The 26919-nt window shown below is 64.7% G+C and carries 18 protein-coding genes and 1 riboswitch; of the genes, 5 read left to right on the top strand and 13 right to left on the bottom strand.

Features of this window, described 5'->3' with window-relative positions; all coding sequences use genetic code 11:
- Positions 1-211: 211 nt before the first annotated feature.
- The 7 genes from greA to C5L14_RS09420 all read right to left on the bottom strand — a co-directional run bounded on the left by greA (position 212) and on the right by C5L14_RS09420 (position 7104).
- The gene (gene greA, locus C5L14_RS09450) at positions 212-697 is read right to left on the bottom strand and encodes a transcription elongation factor GreA (protein WP_105861767.1); all 486 of its coding nucleotides are present in this window, start codon (positions 695-697) and stop codon (positions 212-214) included.
- 24 nt (positions 698-721) lie between these two features.
- Positions 722-1696, bottom strand: a complete 975-nt coding sequence (gene tal / locus C5L14_RS09445) for a transaldolase (protein WP_105861766.1) — start codon at positions 1694-1696, stop codon at positions 722-724.
- Positions 1697-1928: 232 nt separating this feature from the next.
- On the bottom strand, positions 1929-2708 hold the full coding sequence (locus C5L14_RS09440) for a class I SAM-dependent methyltransferase (RefSeq protein WP_245443320.1): 780 nt from the start codon (positions 2706-2708) through the stop codon (positions 1929-1931).
- Between the two features lie 34 nt (positions 2709-2742).
- Positions 2743-3546, bottom strand: coding sequence for an ABC transporter ATP-binding protein (locus C5L14_RS09435; protein WP_105861764.1), 804 nt, complete (start codon positions 3544-3546; stop codon positions 2743-2745).
- Positions 3543-4565 carry a FecCD family ABC transporter permease gene (locus C5L14_RS09430; protein WP_105861763.1) on the bottom strand — a complete coding sequence of 341 codons (1023 nt, stop codon included), beginning with the start codon at positions 4563-4565 and terminating at the stop codon, positions 3543-3545. Before C5L14_RS09430 ends, C5L14_RS09435 begins: the two co-directional genes overlap by 4 nt.
- A gap of 1 nt (position 4566) precedes the next feature.
- On the bottom strand, positions 4567-5541 hold the full coding sequence (locus C5L14_RS09425; protein WP_105861981.1) for an ABC transporter substrate-binding protein: 975 nt from the start codon (positions 5539-5541) through the stop codon (positions 4567-4569).
- A gap of 273 nt (positions 5542-5814) precedes the next feature.
- Positions 5815-6043: riboswitch (cobalamin riboswitch) on the bottom strand.
- Between the two features lie 71 nt (positions 6044-6114).
- Positions 6115-7104, bottom strand: a complete 990-nt coding sequence (locus C5L14_RS09420) for a CobW family GTP-binding protein (RefSeq protein ID WP_105861762.1) — start codon at positions 7102-7104, stop codon at positions 6115-6117.
- 311 nt (positions 7105-7415) lie between these two features.
- Between C5L14_RS09420 and recQ the strand changes: the two genes are divergently transcribed.
- From recQ to C5L14_RS09395, 5 genes are all read left to right on the top strand, one after another.
- A complete protein-coding gene (recQ, locus tag C5L14_RS09415) occupies positions 7416-9227 on the top strand; it encodes a DNA helicase RecQ (RefSeq protein WP_105861761.1) in 1812 nt (603 codons plus the stop codon).
- A 178-nt stretch (positions 9228-9405) separates the two neighbouring features.
- Positions 9406-13059, top strand: coding sequence for an acyl-[ACP]--phospholipid O-acyltransferase (locus C5L14_RS09410; RefSeq protein WP_105861760.1), 3654 nt, complete (start codon positions 9406-9408; stop codon positions 13057-13059).
- Positions 13052-13618 carry a TetR/AcrR family transcriptional regulator gene (locus C5L14_RS09405; RefSeq protein ID WP_105861759.1) on the top strand — a complete coding sequence of 189 codons (567 nt, stop codon included), beginning with the start codon at positions 13052-13054 and terminating at the stop codon, positions 13616-13618. The genes C5L14_RS09410 and C5L14_RS09405 overlap by 8 nt, the downstream gene beginning before the upstream one ends.
- Positions 13619-13801: 183 nt before the next feature.
- Positions 13802-16423, top strand: a complete 2622-nt coding sequence (gene pepN / locus C5L14_RS09400; protein WP_105861758.1) for an aminopeptidase N — start codon at positions 13802-13804, stop codon at positions 16421-16423.
- 450 nt (positions 16424-16873) lie between these two features.
- Positions 16874-19075, top strand: coding sequence for a PAS domain-containing sensor histidine kinase (locus C5L14_RS09395; protein WP_342588403.1), 2202 nt, complete (start codon positions 16874-16876; stop codon positions 19073-19075).
- A 37-nt stretch (positions 19076-19112) separates the two neighbouring features.
- Here the strand turns inward: C5L14_RS09395 and C5L14_RS09390 are convergent, their stop codons facing one another.
- From C5L14_RS09390 to C5L14_RS09365, 6 genes are all read right to left on the bottom strand, one after another.
- On the bottom strand, positions 19113-19331 hold the full coding sequence (locus C5L14_RS09390) for a hypothetical protein (RefSeq protein ID WP_105861757.1): 219 nt from the start codon (positions 19329-19331) through the stop codon (positions 19113-19115).
- Positions 19328-19633 carry an ATP-dependent Clp protease adapter ClpS gene (clpS, locus tag C5L14_RS09385; protein ID WP_105861756.1) on the bottom strand — a complete coding sequence of 102 codons (306 nt, stop codon included), beginning with the start codon at positions 19631-19633 and terminating at the stop codon, positions 19328-19330. The genes C5L14_RS09390 and clpS overlap by 4 nt, the downstream gene beginning before the upstream one ends.
- Before the next feature lie 132 nt (positions 19634-19765).
- The gene (locus tag C5L14_RS09380; protein WP_105861755.1) at positions 19766-22663 is read right to left on the bottom strand and encodes a bifunctional [glutamine synthetase] adenylyltransferase/[glutamine synthetase]-adenylyl-L-tyrosine phosphorylase; all 2898 of its coding nucleotides are present in this window, start codon (positions 22661-22663) and stop codon (positions 19766-19768) included.
- A gap of 138 nt (positions 22664-22801) precedes the next feature.
- Positions 22802-24250 (bottom strand): HAMP domain-containing sensor histidine kinase, encoded by a 1449-nt coding sequence (locus tag C5L14_RS09375; protein ID WP_105861979.1) that lies wholly within the window; start codon positions 24248-24250, stop codon positions 22802-22804.
- 174 nt (positions 24251-24424) lie between these two features.
- On the bottom strand, positions 24425-25105 hold the full coding sequence (locus tag C5L14_RS09370) for a response regulator transcription factor (RefSeq protein ID WP_105861754.1): 681 nt from the start codon (positions 25103-25105) through the stop codon (positions 24425-24427).
- 245 nt (positions 25106-25350) lie between these two features.
- Entirely contained in the window at positions 25351-26871 is a 1521-nt protein-coding gene (locus C5L14_RS09365) for a Do family serine endopeptidase (protein WP_245196629.1), read from the bottom strand.
- Positions 26872-26919: the final 48 nt, after the last annotated feature.

The raw sequence follows: 26919 nt of genomic DNA, 5'->3' as shown, positions 1-26919 counted from the left end.
GGCACCCTGCCTCTTGCACAGCGCCTGTACGGGCTATAGGCACGGCTGCGACAACACCGTCCGGCAGATATCGCACTCCCAGCCGTCGCCGTCCATGAACTCTATTACGGCGCTTATAGGAGCCAGCGTGTTGCCCGTAATCTGGCCATCCTCGATGCCCTGCAATTCGCCGTTCTGGAATTCGATCGGGTAGAAGAGTGGGAAACCTGAATCAGGGCACTTCCGGCGTCCTGTCGATCTCGACGATCTCTGCCTCCTGCGGCCCGACGCGGACGACATCCCCGACATCCTTGCCGAACAGCGCCCGTGCCAGGGGCGAGACGTGGCTGATACGCCCAAGGGCAGCGTCGGCCTCGTCTTCGCCGACAATGCGCCAGATCCTTTCACGCCCGTCGGGATAATGCAGCGTGATGGCCATGCCGAAGCGAATGCCGTCATCGGCGGCGGAAGGTGTCACCAGTTCCGCCGAGGCGCGCCGAGCGGCCCAGTAGCGAATGTCGCGCGAGGCATTGCCCATGGCGATGCGATCCCCGGCCGCTTCGGCCGTGGCGAAAAGCGAACGCGCCTGTTTGAGCTCGGCCTCGATCATGGCAAGGCCTCGCGCCGTCACGAGATTGCGCTCGATCGAAATCGGCCGCTCGGGAAGGACCTGAGCGTCCTCCCCTTCCTGGCCATCCTGGGTAAAAGCCCGGCTCACGTTGCGACAGTCAGGCAGCCAGAATCATGCGGCTTGGGCCGTGCCCTCGACGCGCTTGGCAATGAGCGTGCGCAGCTTGCCGAGATCCTTGGCGAAGCCGCGAATACCTTCGGCGAGCTTCTCGGTCGCCATCGCATCCTCGTTCATCGCCCAGCGGAAGGCACGCTCGTCGATCTTGCCGGTGGTCGGCGCCGAGGCGTGGTTGTCGGGCGACAGCTTGCGCTCCAGCGTGCCCTGGTCCGCATCGAGCGCCTGCAGCAGGTTCGGTGCGATGGTGAGGCGGTCGCAACCGGCCAGCGCCTCGATCTCGCCGGTGGAGCGGAACGAGGCGCCCATCACCACCGTCTTGATGCCGCGCGCTTTGTAATCGGCGTAGATGCCGCGGACCGAGATCACGCCCGGATCTTCTTCCGGCGTGAAGGTGCGGCCCTCATTCTTCACATGCCAGTCGAGGATGCGGCCGACGAAGGGCGAGATCAGGAACACGCCGGCATCGCCGCAGGCCACGGCCTGGGCCTTGGAGAACAGCAGGGTCAGGTTGCAGTCGATGCCTTCCTTCTGCAGCACTTCGGCCGCGCGGATACCTTCCCAGGTGGAGGCGATCTTGATCAGGATGCGATCGCGCTCGATACCGCGGGACTTGTAGTCGGCGATGATGGCATGCGCCTTGGCGATGGTCGCCTGCGTATCGAAGGATAGATCGGCGTCGACTTCGGTGGAGACGCGGCCGGGAACGAGCTTGGTCAGCTCCGCGCCAAAGGAAACGGCAAGACGGTCGGCGATGGCTGCGACGGTGCCTTCCTTGCTGCCGCCCTGCTTGCTGCCCCAGCTCACGGCTTCCGCGATCAAATGGTCATAGGCCGGCATCTCGGCGGCCTTGAGCAGCAGGCTCGGATTGGTGGTGCAATCGACCGGCTTGAGCGCCTTGATCGAGTCGATATCGCCGGTATCGGCGACGACGACCGTCATGGCGCGCAATTGTTCGAGTTTCGAAGCCATATCTCACGTCCTTGTTCACAGAGCTTGATAGCGTCCCGTCACGGACCATAGACCCCAGCCCCGGCGACGTCATCAGTTATCGTGCTTGTTTTTCTGCTCGGCCACCGGGTGGCGGAAGCATGTCGCGCCGTGGAGTTTCGCTACCTCGAACGGGCCTCGGGCGGTTCTCCAGGCTGCTTTGAGGGATATGGTTCCGTTACCCTGGGGATGCAAGGCGGAGACAGCCCGCAGATCATTTGCGGCAGCAGATGATGAAGCGCTGGTAGAGATAGGTGCGCAGCCGGTTTCGGACATCCGCCTGGCGCCTCTGGGCCGCGGCGATCGGCCGATGCGACGAGATCACCACATCCTTGAAGCCGGCCTCTTGCAGGAGCGGGAGGAGATCGGTGCTTCGCAAGCCCCCGCCGAAAGGCAACCGCTCCATGATGCGGGCATGGCGTTCGCCCATCGCGCCGTCGTAATAGGGATCGGCGCCGGCGAGGCGGTCGATCAGGGCAATGAGCCCGGATGCCATCCGGCCGATCCGGGTGGGTTTCGCCCAGTCTCCGTCAAAGAACAGCAATCTGCCGCCCGGCTTCAGCACGCGATGCCAATCGGCAAAGGCCTTGTGCGGCTCGGTCAGCGTCCAGACCAGATGCCGGCAGACGATGGCATCATAGGCGTTCTCCGGCTCCATGGTGTTCTCGGCGTCGGCCAGACGAAAGCGCAGGCGCTGTCGCCCGGCATGCTTGCGCCGGGCTACCGCCAGCATCGCCTCGGAGAAATCCAGGGCCGTCACGTCGTGGCCGAGCGCCAGCAGCAGCTTGGTGATCTCGCCCGTGCCGCAGGCAAGATCGAGAATCCGGCGCGGTTCCATGCCGAGATGATCGCGGATCGCCGCGGCCCAGGCCTCGAATTCCGGTCCCTCGGGAATATGGTGCCCGAAGGCGCGGTCGAAGGTTTCCGACCGCTTCGACCAATAATCGCGGATCTCTTCCTTGAGGTCGTAATTCGCAGCGTCGGTGCTCGTCACCTGAAGGCTCTCCCCGTCTGTTGGCGGATGCGTGTCACGACGCCGCCGCGATCCAGCCCGGTCGCGGTGCCGGCAGGTCCGGATGCCGATAGCGGATAAAGCAGCCGCCGGTGCCATCGCGGACGACTTCGGCGGTAACCCCGAAGACCGACTGGATGCGCGCCGCCGTCAGCACCTCCGCCGGAGGACCTATCGCCTCGATCCGTCCGGCCTGCATCAGTGCGACCCGGTCGCAGAACATCGCCGCATGATTGAGGTCATGCAGGGCCGCCACGACGGTAAGGTTCTGGCGATGCACCAGATGCAGCAGACCGATCTGATGGCCGATATCGAGATGGTTGGTAGGCTCGTCGAGAAGCAGGATCTCCGGCTGCTGCGCCAGGGCACGGGCGATGTGGAGGCGCTGGCGCTCACCGCCGGAGAGCGTGTGCCACAAGCGGCCGGCGAGACCGGTCATGGCCACCTCCTCCAGCGCCTGGTCGACGATGATGTCGTCCTTGCCGGACCAGGGCGAAAAGGCGCCCAGATGCGGCGTCCGCCCGAGTTCGACGGCCTGGCGGGCGGTGATGCGCTCGGCCGTCTCCGCCTGCTGCTCGACCAGGGCGATGCGGCGCGCGACCTCGCGACGGGCGAGGCCGTGGAGCGGCTGGCCCGAGAGCAATACCTCGCCACTCTGGGGACGGCGGATACCTGCCAGCAGGGACATCAGGCTGGTCTTGCCCGAGCCGTTGGGACCGATGATACCCAGCAACTCGCCGGGACGAACCCCCAGCGACACCCCGTGCAGGATCGAGGCCCCGCCCGCCGACCAGGACAGCTTATGCGCCGACAGGCTCATGTCGTCGCCTTTCTTTGGCTGAGAATGAGAGCGAAGGCCGGCGCGCCGACCAGGGCCGTGATCACGCCGATCGGCAGGACCTGGCCGGGGATGATGGTCCGGGACAAAATGTCGGCGATGATCATGAACACGGCGCCGATCAAGGCGCTGGCCGGCAGCAGGCGTCCATGGCGCACGCCCACCACCATCCGGGCCGCATGCGGAATCACCAGGCCGACAAAGCCGATGGATCCGACGATGCTCACCATCACCGCCGTCATCATCGCCGCGACGCCGACGAGCACGACATAGGCCCGCCGGACGGAAATGCCGAGGGAGGCCGCCGATTCGGTGCCGAAGGTGAAGGCATCGAGCGCGCGAGCGTGCCACAGGCACACCAGCAGCCCCACGGCCGTGACCGGCAGGGCCAGCCAGACATCCGGCCAGCGCACGCCCGAGAGATTGCCCAGCAGCCAGAACATGATGCCGCGCGCCTGTTCGGCATTGGCAGCCTTGGTGACGATAAAGGAGGTCAGGGCATTAAAGAGCTGGGATCCGGCGACACCAGCCAGGATCACCGCGCCCGTGCCGCGGCCCGAGCGCATCGCCAGCAAGGCGACGAAGCTGAAGGCCGTCAGCGCGCCGAGAAAGGCGCCGGCCGGCAGGCTCAGAATGCCGGCACCGAGGCCGAGGATGACAACCCCGACCGCTCCCGTCGACGCCCCGGCCGAGATGCCGAGCACATAGGGGTCCGCCAGCACGTTGCGCAGCAGCGACTGCAGCACGGCACCCGAAAGCGCCAGGGCAGCGCCACAGCAGGCAGCCACCACGGCACGGCTCAGCCTGTAGTTCCACACGATGCCTTCATCGATGCGATCGAGAGCATAACCGGCGCTCCACAGGCGGTTGGCGGCCGTCTTGGCCACGACATCCATCGGAATGGCCGTCTCCCCGATGGCGGCGCCCAGCCAGAGCGCCAGGACGAGCACGGCAAGCGCCATTAATCCGATCGCCAGCATTCGTGTGACAGCGTGATTCATCTCAGCGCTTCAGACCGAAACGCTGGATCGCATCTGCGAGCATCTCGATGCCATCGACGATGCGGATGCTCGGCTGCATGGCCTGGACATCCATCTCCACGACATGTCCCTGCCTGACCGCCGGCATCAGGCTCGCCACCGGATCCGTCTTGAGAAAATTCAGCTTCACGGCGATATCGTCCGCGGGATAGCGGCGACGGTCCATCCGGCCGGCGACGATGATGGTGGGATCGGCCTTGGCAATGGTCTCCCAGCCGACGCTCGGCCATTCCTCCTCGCTCTCCACCACGTTCCGGACACCGAGCACGGACATGATGTAGCCCGGCACGCTGTTCTTGCCGGCCATATAGGGATCGACATCGACCTTGGCGCTCGAGAACCAGAAGGCTGCGGAGACCTTGCCGTCGCCGGCAGCGATCTTGCGGCGGGCGGCTTCCTCGCGCGCCCTCAGGTCCGCGACGACTTTCGCCCCACGCTCCTGCACGTCGAAGATCTCAGCGAGTTCGGTGATCTCCTGATAGACCAGATCCATGGTGAAGAGGGTACCGCGCGTGCCGTCGCCACCGCCGGAATTGTCCTTGCCGACGCAATCGGCGGGCGAAACATAGGTGGGAATGCCCAGTTCCTCGAACTGTTGCGGTTTGCCGACGACGCCGCTGGGTCCGACATGCCATTGGAACTGGGCCGTGACGAGGTCCGGCTTCTTGGCGATCACGCTCTCGAAGCTCGGATCATTGTCGGCCAGGCGCGGAACCCTGGCATTGGCTTCCTCATAGCCGGGCAGCACCGGGCCGAACCAGACCGCCGTCCCGACGACCTTGTCGGCAAGGCCGAGCACATAGAGCACCTCCGTGCTGCTCTGGCCAACGGATACGGCGCGGCGGGGCGCCTGGTCGAAGGTGACGGTGCGGCCGCAATTGGTGAGCTTGAGGGGATATTTCGTCGCTTGAGCGGCCGCCGGGTCGTTGCCCAGCATCAGGCCGAGGCCGGTGGCAAGCAGAGCGGCGAAGCTGGACCAGCAGGCCTTGCTCCAGGCCTTGCTCGTTGAAAAGGTCATGACGTTCTCTCGGTTCGCGATTGGGGGAGCAGCCGCCTCCGGCAGAGGCCGAAGACAGCGAATGGTCCTCAGGCCCTGGTGTGGCGGAGGGCGCGGTCGTGCGAAGCGGAGGGAACAGGCGGGCGAGGGCCCGACACGACGGGAAGATACGTCACATTGTCTCCTGTTCCGGGCATCCCCGCCCGTGACATGGGATTGATCGAGATGACGGCAGGTTTCCTGGCTCGCGGATACAGGCCTTGCCTCTGCCTTCCCATGGTGACCCACAGTGGCATGGCGCTCTTCGCGCCACGAGGATGCTCGGCACTCCGCCTACAGTTGCGGGGGCAGCCACGGCATGGGCTTGGAGAAAGCCGGACCGTGTTCCCTATTACTCCCGTCGGACTCGCATCCGACGGGAACCGTCGACGCCACAGTTACCGGGGGGTTGCCGGCGCGGTCAAGCGAATATGCAGCGGGCAACAGCCTCTGCCGGCCCCTGCCCTTCCGAATTCAGCCCGCGTCTTCCGTCGCCGGTATCCGGCAGGCCAGGAAACCCTCCTCGATTACCTCCCTCGGCAGATTGCGTCCGATGAAGACCAGACGGCTCCTGCGCTCCTCCCCGGGCTTCCAGGGGCGCTGATGATCGCCTTCGAGCAGCATATGCACGCCCTGGACGACGAAGCGCTGGGGATCGCCGTCGAAGGCGACGATGCCCTTCGTGCGCAGCATGTCGGTGCCGAATTGCTGCACGATCGTGTTGAGCCAGGGCATGAATTTGCCTGGGTCGAGCGGCTCTCGCGACACGAGGGCAAAGCTGCCGACATGGTCGTCATGCTCGTGCTCATGGAAGCCCTCGAGGAAATCGGGCTCGGCTTCGAGGATACGGTCGAGGTCGAAGGCGCCGCGGCCGAGCACCTTGTCGAGGGCAATATCGCAGCGGCGGGTTTCATGGAGGCTGGCGGTGGGATTGATGCGTCGGATCCGCTTCACCACCCGTTCGAGCTCCTCCTGTGAAACCAGATCGATCTTGTTGAGCAGGATCGTATCGGCAAAGGCGAGCTGCTCCTGGGCCTCATGCGCCTTCTCGATCTCACCGAGCAGATGGCGGGCGTCCACCACCGTGACGATCGAATCGAGCCGGGTCTTGGCGCGCACGTCGTCGTCGACGAAAAAGGTCTGGGCAACCGGCGCGGGGTTGGCCAGCCCCGTCGTCTCGATCAGGATGGCATCGAAGCGGTCGCGCCGGCGCATCAGGCCCTCGATGATGCGAATGAGATCGCCGCGCACCGTGCAGCAGATGCAGCCATTGTTCATCTCGAAGATTTCCTCGTCCGTATCGACGACGAGGTCATTGTCGATGCCGACTTCGCCAAACTCGTTGACGATGACGGCATATTTACTGCCTTGGCTTTCGGTGAGGATGCGGTTGAGAAGCGTAGTCTTGCCTGCCCCGAGATAGCCGGTGAGGACGGTGACGGGGGTTTGCGGCGTGGGCTGCATGATGTCGGAATTCCTTGATCCATTGCGAAAACGGGCATGTCGATGCCATGGCGGTCGACTGAGTTTCCATCTATATGAAATGTTATAACATAACTTATGAGATCGCAAGCAAGCCCTTCAGTTCCGTCGCAGGAGCCGCCGGCATCCTCGCTCAGAAGCGGAGTTCGCTCAGACGAACGAGATTATTCCACCGGAATTGCCTGGCGGCGGAGGAATCCAATGCCAGAGATTTTCGAATCACGAGCCTGGTCGGGTAAGCCTCACCGAACGCCATAGAATGGAATCAGGCATCGAAGGCGCATCCTGCAGGCATGACCCTCTCATCTCCCCGAGATCCTCTCGCCGTCCTCAACAGCGTATTCGGCTACGCGGCTTTTCGTGGCCAGCAGGAGGCGGTGGTGCGCCATGTCACCGGGGGCGGCGATGCGGTGGTGCTGTTCCCGACGGGAGCGGGCAAATCGCTGTGCTACCAGATCCCGGCCCTGTGCCGGCGCGGCGTCGGCATCGTGGTCTCGCCGCTGATCGCTCTGATGCGCGACCAGGTCGAAGCCCTCAAGCAGGCCGGCGTGCGCGCCGCGGCGCTCAATTCGTCGCTGTCGCGCGAGGAGGCCTACAAGGTCCGCCGCTCGCTGATGGACGGCCAGCTCGACCTGCTCTACGTCGCCCCCGAACGCGTGGCGACGCAAGGCTTCCAATCGCTGATCGCCGATGCCGACATCGCGCTCTTCGCCATCGACGAGGCCCATTGCGTCAGCCAGTGGGGCCACGACTTCCGGCCCGAATATCGCGAGCTCGGCGGCCTCGCCGCGTCCTTTCCCGGCGTGCCGCGCATCGCCCTCACCGCCACGGCCGATCCGGTCACCCGCGCCGACATCATCGAGCGACTCGGTCTGAATGAGGCCGAAGTCTTCGCCACCAGCTTCGACCGGCCCAATATCAGCTATGCCATCGTCGAGCGAGACAATGCCCGCCGGCAATTGCTGGCCTTCCTTGCCGGCCACAAGGGCGATAGCGGCATCGTCTATTGCCTGTCACGCGCCAAGGTCGAGGAAACGGCGCAGTGGCTGAACGAGCAGGGCATCCGTGCCTTGCCCTATCATGCCGGCCTGGAAGCCGGTGTTCGCAGCGCCAACCAGGACGCCTTCCTGGAGGAAGAAGGCCTCTGCCTGGTCGCCACCGTCGCCTTCGGCATGGGCATCGACAAGCCGGACGTGCGCTATGTCGCCCATCTCGACATTCCGGCCTCGGTGGAAGCCTATTACCAGGAGACGGGCCGGGCCGGACGCGACGGCCTGCCCTCGGATGCCTGGATGAGCTACGGCATGGCCGACGTGGTCCAGCGCCGCCGCATGATCCAGGAAGGCAACGCACCGGAGACGGTGAAGCGGGTCGAACTCGGCAAGCTCAACGCCCTGCTCGGCATCTGCGAAACTGTCGAATGCCGACGTAAGGCTATCCTGGCCCATTTCGGCGAGGCCCATCCCGGCCGCTGCGGCAATTGCGATACTTGCCTTTCGCCGGTCGAGAGCTGGGACGGCACCGATGCCGCCGTCAAGGCGATGGCCGCGATCTACCGCACCGGCCAGATGTTCGGCGCCGCCCACATCATCGATGTGCTCACCGGCAGAGTCACCGAGAAGGTCCAGCGTTTCGGCCACGACAACCAGCCCGTCTTTGGGGCCGGCAAGGATATCGAGGCCCGCACCTGGCAATCGGTGCTGCGCCAGCTCACGGCAGCCGGCCTGGTCAATGTCGACCATGAAGCCCATGGCGCCCTGATCCTGGCCGAGGAAGCGCGGGCCGTGTTCAAGGGCGAGCGGCAGATCATCTTCCGCCGCGACCGGCCGCGCAAGAGCACCGAGGCCAAACGCGCCCGGCGCAGCGAGATCGAGATGTCGGAACGCGACGGCGCCCTGTTCGCCGCCCTTCGGGCCGAGCGCAGCCGGCTCGCCCGCGAACAGAGCGTGCCGCCCTACATGATCTTCGCCGACACCACGCTCCGCGCCATGGCGAGCGAACGGCCGGGCAGCCTGTCCGAATTTCTGGCCCTGCCCGGTGTCGGCCAGGCCAAGCTCGAACGCTATGGCAGCCTGTTTCTGAACGTCATCCGGCGCGAAGGATAATCTGCCCGCGCGGCCAAGCCGGCGATCGCCCTCCGGTTGTGCCACGGCGCACATGCCGATATCGGCAAACAATCCTCTCCTTGACGCGGTTTACCATATATTTTAAGTTAGTGAACGAACGCTAACTTAAAATGCGATTCTCCCGCGCCGCCACGCGCCCATCCAGGAACCCAAGCCGATGCTCGCATCGCTGATGTCCGCCCGCCGCTTCTGGCCCCTGTTCTGGAGCCAGTTCTTCAGCGCCTTCAATGACAATTTCATCAAGCAGGCCCTCATCGTCCTGGCTGTTTACGGCATAGCCCAGACGGCCCCGATGGAAGGCAGCAACAGCCTGGTCTCGCTGGCGAGCGCCCTGCTGGTGGCGCCAGGGCTGCTCCTGTCCGGTCTGGCGGGCCAAATGGCCGATCGCTACGACAAGGCCGTGGTGGCGCAGCGCATCAAGCTGGTCGAGATCGTTATCATTGCCATCGCTGCCGTCGGCTTCGCAATGCATTCGGTTCCCGTATTGCTCTTTAGCATGTTGGCGATGGGCGTCCTGGGTACCCTGTTCACACCGGTCAAATACGGCATCCTGCCCGACCATCTCGCCCCAGAGGAATTGCCTGCCGGCAACGGCCTGATCGAGGCCGGCACCTTCCTTTCGATCCTGATCGGCACGCTCGGCGCCAATATCGTGGCGCCCGATCTGCCCAGCCCCCTGGTGGCCGGCGTCATGGTCGTGATCGCCGTGGCCTGCTGGTGGTTCGCCCGCGCTATTCCACCGACCGGCCAAGCGGCGCCAGACCTCAAGGTGGACTGGAACATCGTACGCTCCAGCTATCAGCTGGTTCGTCTGGTCGCAGACGACCGCAAGCTCCTGATCGGCTCCCTCGCCGTCGCCTGGTTCTGGCTGATCGGCATTGTCATCCTGTCTTTGACGACCTCGCTCGCCCACGATGTCATCGGCGGCGACAATACGGTGAACTCGCTGTTCTTCACCGCTTTCTCGATTGGCATTGCTCTCGGCTCGATCCTGGCAGCCCGTCTCGCCGCCGGCCGCATCATCCTGCTGCTCTCGCCGATCGGCTGCATCCTGATGGGCGTGTTCTGCCTCGTCGTGGCCTTGATCGCCTTCGCAACCACGCGCTCCGAGGTACCCTTGAGCATCGTGAGCTACCTTGCCAGCGCCAACGGCATCCAGACCACGATCGTGCTGATCCTGACGGCCGTTGCCGCAGGTCTGTTCATCGTTCCCGCCTATGCCGCCGTGCAGCACTGGGCTCCCAAGGATGAACGTGCTCGCGTCATCGCCGGTGGCAACGTCATCACCGCCATTTTCATGGTGGCGGGTGCTGGCGGCCTGTCCCTATTGCAAGCCCAATTCGGACTGACCACCCCGACGGCCTTCCTGGGCATCGCCATCCTCAACATCATCGCCGGCATCGTCCTGCTCTATGTGCTGCCGATGAGCCGGTTCCGCGACTTCATCCTGCTGCTCTACCGGCTGCTCTATCGGCTCGAGGTCAAGGGCATCGAGAACCTGGAGACGCCGACCCCCCATCGCATCATCGCGATCAACCATGTCAGCTTCCTCGATGCCGGCCTCGTCCTGGCCCTGCTCGACAAGGATCCCGTATTCGCCATCGACCACACCATCGCCAAGGCCTGGTGGGTCAAGCCCTTCCTGAAGATCTGCCGGGCCTATCCGCTCGACCCGACCAAGCCGATGGCGACGCGCGGGCTGATCAATGCGGTGAAGGCCGGCGAGACCCTGGTGATCTTCCCCGAGGGACGCCTTACCGTCACCGGCGCACTGATGAAGGTCTATGACGGCGCCGGCCTGATCGCCGACAAGTCGCATGCCGACATCGTGCCCATGCGCATCGACGGCCTGGAGCGTACGCCCTTCACCAGGCTCGACGCCAACAAGGTGTCGCGCCGCTGGTTCCCCAAGGTGACGGTGACCTTCACCGAGCCCACGCGCCTCACCATCGACGAGGAGCTGCGCGGCAAGAAGCGCCGCCAGGCCGCCGGCGCTGCCCTCTACGACGTGATGTCGGACCTCATCTACAAAACGAGTTCCGTCGACACCGATCTCTTCAGGGCCCTTGTGGCGGCTGCCGACAAATATGGCCGCAAGCGGGTGGTGCTGGAGGATCCGGTCAGCGGCACCCTCACCTATAAGCGCCTCTTGATCGGCATCAACGTGCTCGGGCGTAAATTCGTAGACTTTACCGCGCCGGGGGAGCATGTCGGCGTGCTCCTGCCCAACGCCAATGCCGTCGCCGTCACCTTCTTCGCCCTGCAGTCGACAGGCCGGATCCCGGCCATGCTGAACTTCTCGGCCGGCCAGGCCAACCTGATCTCGGCCTGCAAGACCGCGCAGGTGAAGACGGTGCTGTCGTCCCGCGCCTTCGTGGAGAAAGGCCGGCTCGGCGATGTCGTGGCCGCGATGGAGGCGCATGTCCGCTTCGTCTGGCTGGAGGACGTGCGCGCCGGGGTCGGAACCGCCGACAAGCTGAGGGGTCTCCTCGGCGCCGGGCGCGCTCATGCAAAGCCCGGCCCGGGCGCCCCTGCCGCCGTCCTGTTCACCTCGGGCTCGGAGGGCGCACCGAAGGGTGTGGTGCTGTCGCACAGCAACATCCTGTCCAACATCGCTCAGGTCGGTGCCCGCATCGACTTCGGCCCCGGCGACATCGTCTTCAACGCGCTGCCGGTCTTCCATTCCTTCGGCCTGACCGGAGGCATGATCCTGCCGCTGGTCAACGGCGTCAGGCTCTACCTCTACCCGACCCCGCTGCACTACCGCATCATCCCCGAGCTGATCTACGGCACCAACGCCACCGCGTTGTTCGGCACGGATACCTTCCTCGCCGGCTATGCCAAAATGGCAAACCCCTACGACTTCCGCTCGCTGCGCTATGTCGTGGCCGGTGCCGAACCTGTGAAGGCAGAGACGCGGCGGGCCTATAACGAGAAGTTCGGCCTGCGTATCCTGGAGGGCTATGGCGTCACCGAGACCTCGCCGATACTGGCCCTGAACACGCCGATGTTCAATAAGAACGGCACCGTCGGCCGGGCTCTGCCGGACATGGAGACGCGGCTGGAGGAAGTTCCCGGCATCGAGGAAGGCGGGCGCCTGCATGTGCGCGGGCCCAATGTGATGCTCGGCTATCTCAAGGCCGATCGTCCCGGCGAAATCGCCGCGCCAGAAGGAGGCTGGTACGACACCGGCGACATCGTCACCATCGATCCGCAGGGCTTCATCGCCATCAAGGGCCGGGCCAAGCGCTTCGCCAAGATCGGCGGCGAGATGGTTTCGCTCGCCGCGGTCGAGGCGATGCTTGCCGACCTCTGGCCGGAGAGCCCGGTCGCCGTGCTGGCCACGCCCGATCCGCGCAAGGGCGAGCGCCTGGTGCTGGTCACGCCGCACAAGCAGGCCAACCGCGCCGACGTGATCGCGCATCTGCGCTACAAGCATGCCGCCGAGTTGATGATCCCCTCGGAGATCATGATCATCGACGCCATGCCGGTGATGGGCACCGGCAAGACCGATTATGTCGGCCTTAATAAGATGCTGAAGGAGCGCCAGGCCAATGCCGGCGCCGGTGAGGCCAAGGTCACCCCGCCGGCCCCGCTGCCGGACTTGCCCGATCCGCCCAAGCCCTCCGCGCCGCCTCCTGCGCAGGGCAATGGCATCGAGCCGGAGGCCCACCGCCCGCCGCCGGCCCCGCTTGCCGCACCGGGCCGTTCCGCCGGCGCTTCCCACGCCCTCGCCGACAAGGCCGCCGAACCGGAAGCGCCGCCTCCGGCCAAGGCCATCCAAGACGAAGCGGGCGGGAACCATGCGTGACGGATCGAAGACCCGCGCGAAGATCGTGACCGAGGCCCTGCGCCTGTTTGCCCAAAAGGGCGTGGCGGGGACCTCGATCCGCGACATCGCGGGTGCCGTGGGCGTGGCGGAGGCTGCCCTCTACCGCCACTTCCCATCCAAGGATGCCCTGTCGCGCTCCCTCTTCCTCGATGGCTATGCCAGGCTTGCCGGTGACATCCTCGCGGCGGATCAGGCCCACGCCGAATTCGATACCAAGATCGGGCGCATCGTCGAGGTATTCTGCACCTTGTTCGACGAGGATCGCGCCCTCTTCGCCTTCCTGTTGCTTTCCCAGCACACTCATCTGGCGGAAGTGCCCAACGAAGCAGGAAAGAATGTGGTGGAGGCGGTGCGCTCGATTTTCGCCGACGCCATGCGCCGGGGCGACATCCCCGAACGTGATGCCGACCTGCTGACGGCGATGTCGCTGGGCATCGTCGCCCAGCCCGCCATCTTCACCCTGTATGGCAGGCTGCAAGGCCCGCTGCGCCACCGCGCGCCGGACCTGGCCAAGGCCATTCTTGCGGTCGTCGGCTAAGGCAGTCTCGAGAAAAGCCGATCGATCCTGCGATTGGGAGAAGAGGCCGGCACGACATTGATCCGACATCATGGAGGATCATATCGCGCCATGGGAAAATGCCCGGGTTGCGGCGCGGGCCGGACATCCGCCATGATGGCAGGCACAGACGATTCAGATTGTCCCTGCCGGAATGAAGCCCCTATGACCGAAGCTGCCCTGGAACCCGTTCGCCTCGCCGACTACCGGGTCCCCGCCTTCCTGATCGACACGGTGCATCTGGACATCCGGCTCGAGCGGACACAGACCCGCATCGTTTCCGCCCTGACGCTACGGCGTAACCCGCAGAGCACGGAAACGGAAGCCTTGAAGCTCGACGGCGACAGCCTCGTCTTCGAGGAGGCCTGGCTCGACGGCGTGTCGCTGCCATCGGAAGCCTATTCGGTTTCGCCCAATGGTTTCAGTCTTCACCAGCCGCCCGCCGAGCCTTTCACGCTGGCGATCGAGACGCGCCTCGATCCGTCCGCCAATACCCAGTTGATGGGGCTCTACCGCTCCAATTCGGCCTATTGCACCCAATGCGAGGCCGAAGGCTTCCGGCGCATCACTTATTTCCTCGACAGGCCGGACGTGCTGGCGGTCTACACCACGAGGATCGAAGCCTCGTTCCAGGAGGCACCGGTCCTGCTCGCCAACGGCAACCGGATCGAGCATGGCACGCTGGAGGGCGGGCGCCATTACGCCGTCTGGCACGACCCCTTCCCGAAACCTTCCTATCTCTTCGCCATGGTCGCCGGCGATCTCGCCATGATGGCGGACAGCTTCACCACGCGTTCCGGGCGACAGGTGCGGCTGGAGATCTATGTCGAGCATGGCAAGGAAGATCGCTGCGCCTATGCCATGGATTCCCTCAAGCGTTCCATGCGCTGGGACGAGGAAGCCTTTGGCCGCGAATATGATCTCGATATCTTCATGATCGTCGCCGTGTCCGACTTCAACATGGGCGCCATGGAGAACAAGGGCCTCAATATCTTCAACGACAAATACGTGCTGGCCCTGCCCCAGACGGCCACGGACAGCGACTTCGCGGCCGTTGAAGCCATTATCGCGCATGAATATTTCCACAACTGGACCGGCAACCGCATCACCTGCCGCGACTGGTTCCAGCTCTGCCTCAAGGAGGGCCTGACGGTCTTCCGTGACCAGGAATTCTCTTCCGACCAGCGCTCGCGCCCCGTCAAGCGCATCAATGACGTCAAGCTCCTGCGCAGCCAGCAATTCTCCGAGGACGGCGGCCCCCTCGCCCATCCGGTCCGCCCCGAAATCTACAACGAGATCAACAACTTCTATACCGCCACGGTCTATGAGAAGGGCGCCGAGGTCGTGCGCATGCTCAAGACCCTGATCGGCGATGAGGCCTTCGCCGCCGGCATGGACCTCTATTTCCAGCGCCATGACGGGCAAGCGGTCACCATCGAGGATTTCCTGACCTGCTTCGCCGAGGCAAGCCGCCGTGACCTCGGCCAGTTCATGCTCTGGTACAAGCAGTCGGGCACGCCGGAGATCCGCGCCGAAGGACGGTGGGACGAACAGGCCGGTACCTACCACCTCAGCCTGAAGCAGATTCTGCCGCCGACACCGGGGCAGCCCAACAAGCAGCCCATGCTGTTTCCGATCCGCCTCGGCCTTGTCGGCGAGGAGGGCGATCTTCCCGTCACGCTCGACGGCAAGCCCTTCGACGGTCTGGTGGCCCTGGCCGAATCCGAGCGCAATTACGTGTTCGGCAATGTACGCCAAGCCCCCGTTCCCTCGCTGTTGCGCGGCTTCTCGGCTCCGGTCAAGCTCACGATTGCGCTCGACGAGGAGGCCCTGCTCACTTTGCTCAAGGCCGACAGCGACCCTTTCAATCGCTGGCAGGCCTCCCAGAGCTACGCACTCAAGCTGCTGCTGCGGCTGGTCAAAAACCCGGCCACGCCGGTCGACCCGCGCTTCATCGCGGCCGTCCGCGGCCTCCTTGCCGCGGGAGCCGCCGATCCGGCCTTCACCGCACTCTCCCTCGCTTTGCCCAGCGAGACCGACATCGCCCGCGAGATCGGCAGTGATGTCGATCCCCGGGCCGTCTATCAGGCTCGCTCGATCCTGCGGCAGACGCTGGCCCGCAAACTGCAGGCCGAATTGCTGCACACGATCGAAATCATGACGGTGCCGGGCCCCTATTCGCCCCAGGCGGCCGATGCGGGACGACGCTCCCTGCGTAACGGAGCACTCGATCTGGTCTGCGCCGGCGGCACATCGCAGGCGCTCGACGCAGCCACAGCGCAATTCGACAACGCCGACAACATGACCGACGAAATGGCGGCGCTGGCCACGCTGGCCCTTTCCGCCACGCCGGCCGGCGAGCGGGCCCTGCGCAATTTCCGCCAACGCTACGACGACGATCCGCTGGTCATCGACAAATGGATGGGCGTGCAAGCAATGCTGCCGCTCGAAGCCACACTGGACCGCGTCAAGGAACTCATGCACGATCCTGCCTTCTCCCTGCAAAATCCCAATCGCGTCAGGGCCTTGATCGGCACGTTCTGTTCCGCCAATCAGACGCAGTTCAATCGCCCCGACGGCGAAGGCTATCGCTTCGTTGCCGACATCATCCTGGCCATCGACCCGAAGAACCCGCAATTGGCAGCCCGGCTCCTCGTCGCGTTCAAGACCTGGCGCTCCCTCGAGCAGGGCAGGCGCACCCTGGCGGCCGCGACCCTGCGCGATATCGCAAGGCGCCCGGGATTGTCGCGCGACGTTGCCGACATCGCGCAAAGATCACTTGCATGAAGCAATCATTGCAACTATGCGATCGGCTCGGCTCCTGCGGACCGTTGCAATCGAGAGTACTGGTGCCTCTAGGGAAGCATTCATAGGCTGCATCCGACGAAAAGCAGCCGCATCCCACCATATCTTGTGGCGGTGAGTTTTCATCCCCATAGATGTAGCCGAACGATCAAGATTTTGTCTTGAATCGGGCGCGAATTCTTCGCTTTTCAGCCGCAAACGGCCACAAATAATTAAAAAAGTGTTCACGGCGACTCTAGACAAATCACGTGAAGGTTGATTCTTATAGCCTTATCGATTCGGGGGCGGTGATGACCATCTGCCCTATCGCAAATTCTCAGATAAGGCTGGAAGGGCTAAGCAATGGCGCGTGCAAACGCGACACATGCGTCTTTGCGCGCGCCGGGGATCCGGGGCCTTGCGAAGACACTGGTCTGTCCAACCTATCGGCGATTGATCGGACTTGAACCGATCCTGCGCAAGGCCGTGCCCTTGCTGATCATCGCCTTTCTCACCGTCATTGCCCTCGCCGCCTTCATCCAGGCCCGGGACAGCCGCCGGCAAGCCATGCAGGATGCCGGGCGCAACCTCGATCTCATCGTCTCGGCCGCCGCGGCGCAGCTGAGCGCAATCGTCGCCCAGAGCGGCCGGGTGCCGACCCGTGCCGCGATCACCGCTCCCGAGCACACCCTTCTTGCGGTGATCACGCCGCAGGGGCGCCTGGTCAACGACAATGGCGATGTCGCCGGCCTGATCGGTGCAATCGGCGATCGCGTCAGCGGCCGGTCGACCGTCACGGTCGGCGGCACCGCCATGCTTGCCTCGATCGGCACCAGCGAAAGCCTGCGCATCGTCGCGGCCAGGCCGATCGACGATATCCTGGAGGGCTGGTACGCCCTGAGCGGTCGTCTTCTCGTCTTCACCACCACGACCGGCGGCGTGCTGCTGATCCTGGGCTTCGCCTATTACTGGCAGGCCTCGCGGGCGCGCCGGGCCGACGACATCTACAACAATGTGCGCAACCGCCTGGAAACCGCGCTCAGCCGCGGGCGTTCGGGCCTGTGGGACTGGGATCTCGAAGCCGGGCGCGTGTTCTGGTCGGATTCGATGTTCCATCTGCTCGGCTATGAGCCGCAGGACGATCTTCTCGTCCACAGCGACATCGATCGGCTCATTCATATCGACGATGGCGGCTTGCGCTCCCTCTCCGCCGAGTTGCTGGCCAAGGACCCACCGCTCGCCATCGACAGGCGCTTCCGCATGCGCTGCGCCAATGGGGAATGGATCTTCGTGCGCGTGCGCGGCGAGCTGGTCTACGGCCCGCAGGGCAATAAGCGGCTGATCGGCATCGTCGTCGACGAGACCGAGGAGCGCCGCTTCGCAGAGCACACCAAGCGGGCGGATCTGCGCCTGCGGGACGCCATCGAGACCATCTCGGAAGCTTTCGTCCTGTGGGACGCCGGCAACCGCCTGGTGATCTGCAATTCCAAATTCCAGGCCCTGCATAATCTGCCGGATGGCCTGGTCCGTCCCGGCACCCATTACAGCGCCATCGTCGAGGCCGGCTCCCAACCGGTGGTGCGCACCAACATGTCCCCCAACGCCCCGATCGAGCGGGGAGCGCGCACCTTCGAAGCCCAGCTCCAGGATGGCCGCTGGCTCACCATCAACGAACGGCGCACCAAGGACGGTGGTTATGTCTCCGTCGGCACCGACATCACCTCGCTGAAGGAACAGCAGACCCGGCTGATGGACAGCGAGCGCAGCCTGATCGGCATGATTGCCGACCTCAAGCGTTCCCGGCAGGTCCTCGAACGCCAGACCCAGGAATTGGCCGAGCTCGCGGAAAAATATGCCGAGGAGAAGATCAAGGCCGAGTCCGCCAACCGGGCCAAGTCGGAATTCCTCGCCAATATGAGCCATGAGCTGCGCACGCCGCTCAATGCCATCATCGGCTTTTCCGAATTGATGGAAAACGGCACCTTCGGCGCGCTCGGCCAGCCGCGCTATGTCGGCTATTGCAAGGACATCAACGACAGCGGGCGCTATCTCCTGAACTTCGTGGATGACATCCTCGAAATGTCGAAGATCGAGGCGGGCGAGGTCACGCTGCAACGCGAACTGGTGGCGGCCGACAGGCTGCTCGGCGACCTTCTGCGATCTATCCGCCCGGAGGCGGAAGCCAAGAAGCTCAGCCTCCACCCCTCTTGGAGCAATGGCGTCAACCTGCAGGCCGATCGCCGCGCCCTGCGCCTGATCATGAACAACCTTCTGTCCAATGCCATCAAGTTCACGCCGGAGGGGGGCAGGATCGGCGTGCGCATCCGTCAGCACGGCGAGCGGATCGCCCTCTATGTCGAGGATTCAGGCATCGGCATACCGGCGGAGGCGATCGGCAAACTGGGCCGGCCTTTCGAGCAGGTCCAGACCCAGTTCACCAAGACGCATAAGGGATCGGGCCTCGGCCTTTCCATCGCAAAATCGCTGGCGGAGCTGCATGGCGGCTCAATCCGTATTCGCTCCTCCCTGGGCGTCGGCACCGTCGTCATGGTGGTGCTGCCGGTCGAAGCGACGCGTCCAGCGGTCGAACCGGCCACGCCTGTCCTGATGCGGTCCGTACCGAGACGGGCTGCATCGGCAGCCTTGCTGCACTGACGTCGCTGCACAACCGCCTCGGCCAGCTTCTGCCCGGTCAGGCTTGGCCGCTGCTTCCCTCACCGGCTCCGCGCGCGCCATCCATCTGCTGCTGCAGCGCTGCCAGCCGGGCCTCCTGGGCCGCGATGCGGTCGGCCAGGAGGTCCTCGTTGGCGGCTCCCGAAGATGCCGCCGCCTGCTCCATCAACTGGCGGATGTTCTCGCGGATGATCGCGATCTCGGCATCATAGGACTGTGTCGTGCGAGGCGTGCTCATTCTTCCGGCTCCGTCGTGAACAACAGGGGATAGCCCTGGCTGCGCGCCATCTCCGTCGCTCGGGTAGCCTTCGTCTCGGCAATGTCGCGCGCGAACACGGCCACCACGCAGACGCCTCTTTGATGGGCGGTAAGCATAACGCGGTAAGCCTGTGACTCGTTCATGCGAAATTCGGCCTTGAGCACGACCACGACGAATTCCCGGGGCGTATAGTCGTCATTGACCAGAATGACCTTGTGCAGCCGCGGCCGCTGGGTCTTCCGGTCGGTCCTCGTCCGAGGGCGAAGGTCGGTGTCACTCATTGGCAGAAATCTCCCAATGACGGCTCCCAGGCGGGAGCGATGATCGACGATATTCTTCCACGTCCTGGCGGTAAAATCGAGCCCGCTCGGAGGAGGGCGGGGATGAAGGGGCGGCGCCCCCGGGCAGCAAGCCTACGTCCCGCCGACGATCTGTCTGAAGACATTCCGCACCTGCGTCTGCGTCACGCCGATGACGGCGTTGAGTTCGTCGAAATCGCTGCAGTCGGCCACGCGGCTGAGCAGGATCTTGCCGCTCTCGGAGGTCTTGTCCGGATCGAGAGTGCCGCCGACGCAAAAACGGATCACCTGGGAGAGAGCGGTATAGAGCCGCCAAGCTTCGAGGAGACGCCGATGCGCCGTCTTGGTGAGCACGCCGGCTTCCAAAGCCTTGTCGAGGGCCCTGCCGGTATTGACATCGAGCATGCCCGGATGCTCGGCCGCATGCAGGAGCTGCAGGGTCTGAGCGATGAATTCGATATCCACCAAGCCGCCCGGCGCATTCTTCAGGTCCCAGGGCCCGCGCCCGCCCTTCTCGCTTTCGAGCAAGCCCCGCATCTCCGCGACGTCCGTGAGAATCTTGCGGGGCTCACGCTCGACGGCGAGGATCCCGGCGATCGTTTCCTCGATCAGCCGCCCGAATTCGGCATCCCCCGCCACGATGCGCGCCCGCGTCATCGCCATATGCTCCCAGGTCCAGGCTTCCTTGAGCTGGTATTCCCTGAACCCGTCGATATGGATGGCGACCGGCCCTTTCTGCCCGGAGGGGCGCAGCCGCATGTCGACGGAGAAGGCCGTCCCTTCTCCCGTCGGAGCCGAGAGCGCGGCGATCAGCCTCTGGGTCAGCCTGGCGAACCAAACGGAAGGCGCGATCGCGCGCGGCCCGTCCGTTTCAATGGCATCGGAATCGTGGTCATAGAGCACGATCAGATCGAGATCGGAGGATGATGTCAGCTCCCGCCCGCCGAACTTGCCCATGGCGAGGACGCCGACGCGGGCGCCAGGCGGGCTGCCATGGGCCTGCTTCAGCTCGGCGATGACGAGCTCGAGCAAGGCCCTGACCACCGCCTGTGCCAGGGCGGTGATCTGCTCGCCGACCAGCAGGGGATCGAGCTCCCCGGACAGCAGGCGCGCGCCGAGCACGAAAATGCGCTCGCGTACGAAGATCCGCACCAGGTCGAGCTTGTCCTCGTAGCTCTCGCCCGTCGCCAGCGCGCTGGCGAGGCGAGAATCGATCCAGGCCTGAGCGTCATCTCCCTCGGCGCCATGATCGAGCAGGCCGTCCAGCGCGTGGGGACGCCGCACCAGCACCTCGGCGAGGCGCGGCGCTACGCCGAGCACGCGCGCAAGCACGGAAAACAGCTTGGCGTTGTTGCGCAGGATCGAAAAGAGCTGGTAGCCCGACGGCATGCGGGCGAGCAGCCCGTCGAACACGAACAGAGCCTTGTCGGGCCGGCCCTCCTTGGCCAGCGCCTGCAGCAAGGCGGGCGTGAGCTCGGTGAGATCCTCGCGCGCCTTGGCCGAGCGCATGGCAGGGTAGCGCCCATGATGCCAGCCACGGATCATCTCCGCCACCTGCGACGGCGAGGCATAGCCCAGGCGCTCCAGGGTCTTCAGCGTCTCCGGATCATTCTCCTTGCCGGTGAAAACTAGGCTGCCGACATCGCTGGCGAGCGGCGCCGAGGCCTCGAACAGGCGGGCATAATGCCGCTGGACAGTCTCCAGGCGGGCGATCAGCGCCTTTGAAAGGGCTTCGACATCGGCATAACCGGCAAAGCGGGCAAACTCCACGAGCGCCTGTTTCTCCGCCGGCAGGCTATGGGTCTGCTCGTCAGCCATCATTTGTAGGCGATGCTCGAGCCCGCGCAGAAAGTCATAGGCCTCCGTCAGTTCGTCGCGTGCCTCGGGCGTGATCCAGCGAGCTTCCTGCAGGGCGGCGAGCATGGCGACGGTGCCGCGTCCGCGCAGATCGGGATTGCGGCCGCCGGCGATGAGTTGCTGGGTCTGCACGAAGAACTCGATCTCCCGGATGCCGCCGCGACCGAGCTTGAGATTATGTCCGGCAACGGCGATGGCCTCATGGCCCTTATGGGCGTGGATCTGCCGCTTCATGGCATGCACATCGGCAATGGCGGCATAATCGAGATGACGCCGCCAGATGAAGGGCACCAGCCCGGCGAGGAAGCGCTCGCCCAGCGCGATGTCACCGGCGCAGGGCCGCGCCTTAATCATCGCCGCCCGCTCCCAGTTCTGCCCGACGCTTTCATAATAGCCATAGGCGGCGGGAAGCGAGATCGCGATCGCGGTGGCCCCAGGATCGGGTCGCAGACGCAGGTCCACCCGGAAGACATAGCCATCGGCCGTGCGCTCGGACAACAGCTTGACCAGCCCCTGCGTCAGACGCACGAAAAAGGGCGCCGGCTCCAGCCCCTCGCGCAGGGGCGCCGTTTCGGGATCGTAGAGAACGATCAGGTCGATATCGGATGAATAATTGAGCTCGAACGCCCCCTGCTTGCCCATCGCCAATGCCACGAGGCCGCAATCCCGGTCGGGATTTTCAGGATCGGGCGGCAGGAAGCGGCCTGCGGCAGTTGCCTCGCGCAGCAGGAAACGCAAAGCCAGCGTCGCACTTTCATCCGCCACGCGAGTCAGGGCGGCCGTGACCTCGGCAAGGCGCCAGACGCAGCCGAGATCGGCGATGCCGATCAGCAAGGCCGCTTCCTGCTTGAGCAGCCGCAGCGCCCGCATGGCCTCGGCCATATCGGCTGCAGCGCTGCACTGCGCCCTGGCACGGGCGATCGCCTCTTCGAGCACGGCTGCGGGGGTGCCTGCCAGAATGCGTTCCAGGCGGGCGGGATCGGCCAGGGCCAGGCCCCACAGGAAGGGCGAGGCGGTGGCGAGCCCGGCCAGCACGGCATGGCCCGCCCCCCCTTCCATCGCCGTGGCCACGGCCGGTTGGGCCCCCGGATCCAGCGCCTGCGCCAGATCGGCGAAGCGGGCTTTGACGCGACGTTTGTCTTCAATGGGAATCATCGACGTCGCCTCGCCCTGCTTTCACGCTCTTGGTGTCGTTCCTTCGCGATAGCATTGGCCCAAACGATCCGCATGCGCAAATGGCCGGCTTCGGACGCCGGCATCACGATCTTGCATGCCTCGAAACGGGTGTTCGGTTCAGGAGCGAACACGCAGACCGGGGCGACGCAGGGCGAGCTTGGATGGGGTCGGCTCCTCGGTAGGCCTGTCGGGCAGTTCCAGCACCACGCGCAAACCCGGCTGGTTGTCCTCCAGACGGATAGTGCCGCCATGCAGCTTCACCATGGCGGAGACGAGCGCCAGGCCAAGGCCGGACCCGGGGCGCGTGCGGCTCGATTCCAGCCGCACGAAGCGCTCCAGCACCCTCTGCCGGTCGGCCTGGGGAATACCGGCGCCATGGTCGGCCACACTGAGAATGACGCGTCCTTCGCGCTTCTCGGCCGCGATCGTCACGTCGCCGGCCGGCCCGCCTTCCTCCTTGGGGCTGTATTTGAGGGCATTGTCGATGAGATTGGCCAGCGCCTGGCTGACCAGTTCCCGATTGCCGCGCAACAGCAAGGGCGACTTCGCCGCCACCACGATCCTGGCACCGCTCTCCTCGGCAACGGGTTCGTAGAGCTCCGCCACCGCATGCACGGCCTCGGCGACGTCGAACTCGCTGAGCGCCCCGTCGATACGGCCGCCCTCTGCCCGCGCGATCATCAAGAGGGCGTTGAAGGTGCCGATGAGCCCCTCCGACTCCTCGATGGTACGGTCGAGCGCGGCGCGATAGGCATCCTCGTCCTTCGCCGTTCGCAACGCTTCCTCGGCGTGATTGCGCAGGCGTGTCAACGGCGTCTTGAGATCATGGGCGATGTTGTCGGAAACTTCCTTGAGGCCCGCCATCAGTTCCTGGATGCGATCCAGCATGGCATTGGTCGTCGAGGCCAGCCGGTCGAATTCATCGTCCGTCCCGGCGACCTTGAGGCGGCGGCCGAGGTCGCCATCCATGATGGAGCGGCTGGTCGCGTTGATATCATCGAGGCGATGCAGCACCCGCCGCGCCACGAACCAGCCGCCGGCCACGCCCAGCAGCATGATCAGGCCGACTGACCACAGCGCCGCGTTGAACATGATCGCACGCACGCGGCTCTGCTCGTCGAGATCCAGGCCGACCAGCAGCTTGTAGCCGTCCTGCAAGGCAAAAACGCGCACCAGCGCCGTACGCGGGCCTGCCTTGCCGCCGTCGTCGCGACGGTAGGGAATATTGCTGAGACCCGGCTTGTCGAGCACGCCATCGGGCAGTTCGCTGACATTGCCGACGAGCGCTTCCCCCTGCGGCGTGGTGAGCAGATAGAGCAGCGAGCCAGGCCGGCGGGTACGGGCCTCGATGGTGGAGGCCAGCAGCATCACGCCGCCCTGGGCATATTCGTCACTGAGGCTGTTGATCTCGGCATTGATGGAATTGCTGATCTGCGAGCCGAGCAGACGCTGCGCATTCCAGAAGAAATAGCCCAGCAGCGAGGCCGCGAACAGCGTGAAGACCAGCAGATAGGCGGCCATCAGCTTGAAGGCCGTGGTTCGGATCAATTTCCGCAGTCCGGTCACGGCCAATCTTTCCGAAACGATGTCATCCCGCGCGCGCTACGGCATGCAATGCCGCTCCGCAGACGCGGGATCGCGCTGATATTGCGTATCACAGTCTTGCCGTCCCGGATCACAATCTTGCGGCCCCGGATCCGCGCCGCATCGCTTGTGATGCCGCTTGTCCGGGATGACCACTTATTTCGCACTGTCGCGGATCATATACCCCGCCCCGCGAATGGTGTGCAGCAACGGCTTGTCGAAGCCCTTGTCGAGCTTGGAGCGCAGGCGCGACACATGAACGTCGATGACATTGGTGCCGGGGTCGAAATGGTAGTCCCAGACATGTTCGAGCAGCATGGTGCGCGTCACCACCTGGCCGGCATTCTTCATCAGATATTCGAGCAGCCGGAATTCGCGGGGCTGGAGGTCGATCTCCTCCCCTGCCCGCTTGACCACATGGGACAGGCGGTCGAGTTCGAGATCGCCGACCCGATAGACCGTCTCCTCGCCTTTGCCAGGCCGCCGGCGCGACAGCACCTCGACGCGAGCCAGGAGTTCGGAGAAGGCATAGGGCTTGGGCAGATAGTCGTCGCCTCCGGCGCGCAGGCCCTTGACCCTGTCATCGACCTCGCCCAGCGCGGACAGGATCAGGGCCGGTGTCTGCGTGCCTTCGAGGCGCAGGCGGGAGATCATCGAAAGGCCATCGAGCTTGGGCAGCATGCGATCAACGATCAGCACGTCATAGGGGCCATCCTTGGCCATGGCATAGCCGCTCAAGCCATCGGCGGCATGATCCGCGACATGTCCCGCTTCCGAGAAGGCCTTGACCAGGTAGGCAGCTGCGTCGCGGTCGTCCTCGACGATCAGAATACGCATTTTGGTTTCAGACTCATTCACGTTTTGAGTTGAAGGCGTCTGAGACGAGCTTTGCCACATTTCAAGGTCACCTCATAGGGCGCAATGATCCGCGCCCGCAGCATTCACGCTGATGTTTTCAAGAATGCACCCCCAATCCCGATCCCCTCCGGCCGAAGTGAACAGGATCGGAAGTGGCCAGGATCGAGCCAAAAGGCCGATGCGACCGCCCGTGACGGGCAGCCGCACCGGTGCTTCACCTCGGATCAGGCCTTGCCGATCGGCAGGGCGACAAAGTGCAGGCCGTCATTGTTCTTCACGCGCAGCAGCACGGTACGCTTGGAGTCGGCTCTGGCACTGGAGAGAATCTCCCGGACCTCGCGCACATTGCTGACCGGCTTGCCGGCAATGTCGAGGATGACGTCGCCCGGACGCAGCGATTCGGCCGCAGGGCTACCCGGATCGACATCGGTCACGACCACACCGGCCTTGCCGGCGCCAGCAACGGCGGCGGCCGGCGCGAGCTCAACGCCCAGATTCGCAAGCGAGCTCTTGCCGCCCGTGTCGTCATCGCCCTGTGAACGCGCATCGGCAAGTTGCTTGTCGCCCGGCAGCTTGCTGGTCTCCACCTTGATGCTCTGCTCCTTGCCGTCCCGCCAGACGGTCAGGTCGGCGGTCTCGCCTGGCTTCACATCGGCGATGGCACGGGCAAGCTCACGGGAGTCGCTGACTTCCTTGCCGTTGACGGCCGTGATGGCATCACCCGACTGCAGGCCGGCCTTGGCGGCAGGACCGTTCCTGGTGACGTCGGCGATCAGGGCGCCCGAAGCCTTCTTCAGGCCGATCGAGTCGGCGATATCCTGGGTGACCGGCTGGATCTGCACGCCGATATAGCCACGCGTCACCTGGCCATCCGCCTTGAGCTGCGAGACCACCCGCGAGACGGTCTCGGCCGGAATGGCAAAGCCGATGCCGATCGAACCGCCGGAGGGCGAGTAGATCGCCGTGTTCACGCCAATCACGCGGCCGGAGAGATCGAAGGTCGGGCCGCCCGAATTGCCGCGATTGACGGGAGCGTCGATCTGCAGGAAGTCGTTATAGGTCGAGTTGTTGAGATCGCGGCCACGCGCCGAGACGATGCCAGCGGTCACGGTGCCGCCCAGGCCGTAGGGATTGCCGACCGCCAGGACCCAATCACCCACGCGCGGCTCGTTCTGCATTTCGAGTTCGACAAAGGGGAATTTGCCGGCATCGTCCTGGACCTTGAGCAGGGCCAGATCCGTCTTCGGGTCGACGCCGATCACCTTCGCCGTATAGGTCTTGCCGCCATCGGTGACGACATCGACTTCCTTGGCGTGGTCAACGACGTGATTGTTGGTCACGACATACCCGTCAGCCGAGATGAAGAAGCCCGAGCCCAGCGCCATGCCGAACTGCTTGCGAGGCCGGCCGGGCTGCATGTTGCCGCCGCCAGGGCCATTGAAGAAGAACTCGAACGGATTGGCCGGCATCCCGTCATTGTCGTCGTCCGAAACGCTGGCATTGGTTTCGGTCTTGACCTTGATGGAAACGACGGCAGGCCGCACCTTCTGCACGATATCAGCAAAGCCCGGTTGGGCGACCTGGCTCTGCGTCTGCGCGAAAGCCGGCGTGACGGATGGCATGACCACGAAGTTGCCGGCAACCGCGCCGGCGACGCCGAGGCCGAACACGGCGGCCAGCAGGCGCGTGCGGCGCCGGGCGAGAATGCCGGCCTTCGGCTTGATGTCATGATCGGATGAATTCATCGTGATAGGCTCCATAATGACTCGGCCTTACCTTGAGAAAGGCCGGTC

The sequence above is a fragment of the Labrys okinawensis genome (assembly GCF_002982075.1).
GTDB classification, from domain to species: Bacteria; Pseudomonadota; Alphaproteobacteria; order Rhizobiales; family Labraceae; genus Labrys; species Labrys okinawensis_A.
This window is presented reverse-complemented; position numbering and strand designations above follow the sequence as displayed.

Coding starts and splice junctions, on each gene's coding strand:
- tal (WP_105861766.1), bottom strand. CDS start 1,696: ATGGCTTCGAAACTCGAACAATTGCGCGCCATGACGGTCGTCGTCGCC.
- C5L14_RS09435 (WP_105861764.1), bottom strand. CDS start 3,546: ATGAGCCTGTCGGCGCATAAGCTGTCCTGGTCGGCGGGCGGGGCCTCG.
- C5L14_RS09430 (WP_105861763.1), bottom strand. CDS start 4,565: ATGAATCACGCTGTCACACGAATGCTGGCGATCGGATTAATGGCGCTT.
- C5L14_RS09425 (WP_105861981.1), bottom strand. CDS start 5,541: ATGCTGGGCAACGACCCGGCGGCCGCTCAAGCGACGAAATATCCCCTC.
- C5L14_RS09420 (WP_105861762.1), bottom strand. CDS start 7,104: ATGCAGCCCACGCCGCAAACCCCCGTCACCGTCCTCACCGGCTATCTC.
- recQ (WP_105861761.1), top strand. CDS start 7,416: ATGACCCTCTCATCTCCCCGAGATCCTCTCGCCGTCCTCAACAGCGTA.
- C5L14_RS09410 (WP_105861760.1), top strand. CDS start 9,406: ATGCTCGCATCGCTGATGTCCGCCCGCCGCTTCTGGCCCCTGTTCTGG.
- C5L14_RS09405 (WP_105861759.1), top strand. CDS start 13,052: ATGCGTGACGGATCGAAGACCCGCGCGAAGATCGTGACCGAGGCCCTG.
- pepN (WP_105861758.1), top strand. CDS start 13,802: ATGACCGAAGCTGCCCTGGAACCCGTTCGCCTCGCCGACTACCGGGTC.
- C5L14_RS09390 (WP_105861757.1), bottom strand. CDS start 19,331: ATGAGCACGCCTCGCACGACACAGTCCTATGATGCCGAGATCGCGATC.
- clpS (WP_105861756.1), bottom strand. CDS start 19,633: ATGAGTGACACCGACCTTCGCCCTCGGACGAGGACCGACCGGAAGACC.
- C5L14_RS09380 (WP_105861755.1), bottom strand. CDS start 22,663: ATGATTCCCATTGAAGACAAACGTCGCGTCAAAGCCCGCTTCGCCGAT.
- C5L14_RS09370 (WP_105861754.1), bottom strand. CDS start 25,105: ATGCGTATTCTGATCGTCGAGGACGACCGCGACGCAGCTGCCTACCTG.
- C5L14_RS09365 (WP_245196629.1), bottom strand. CDS start 26,871: ATGAATTCATCCGATCATGACATCAAGCCGAAGGCCGGCATTCTCGCC.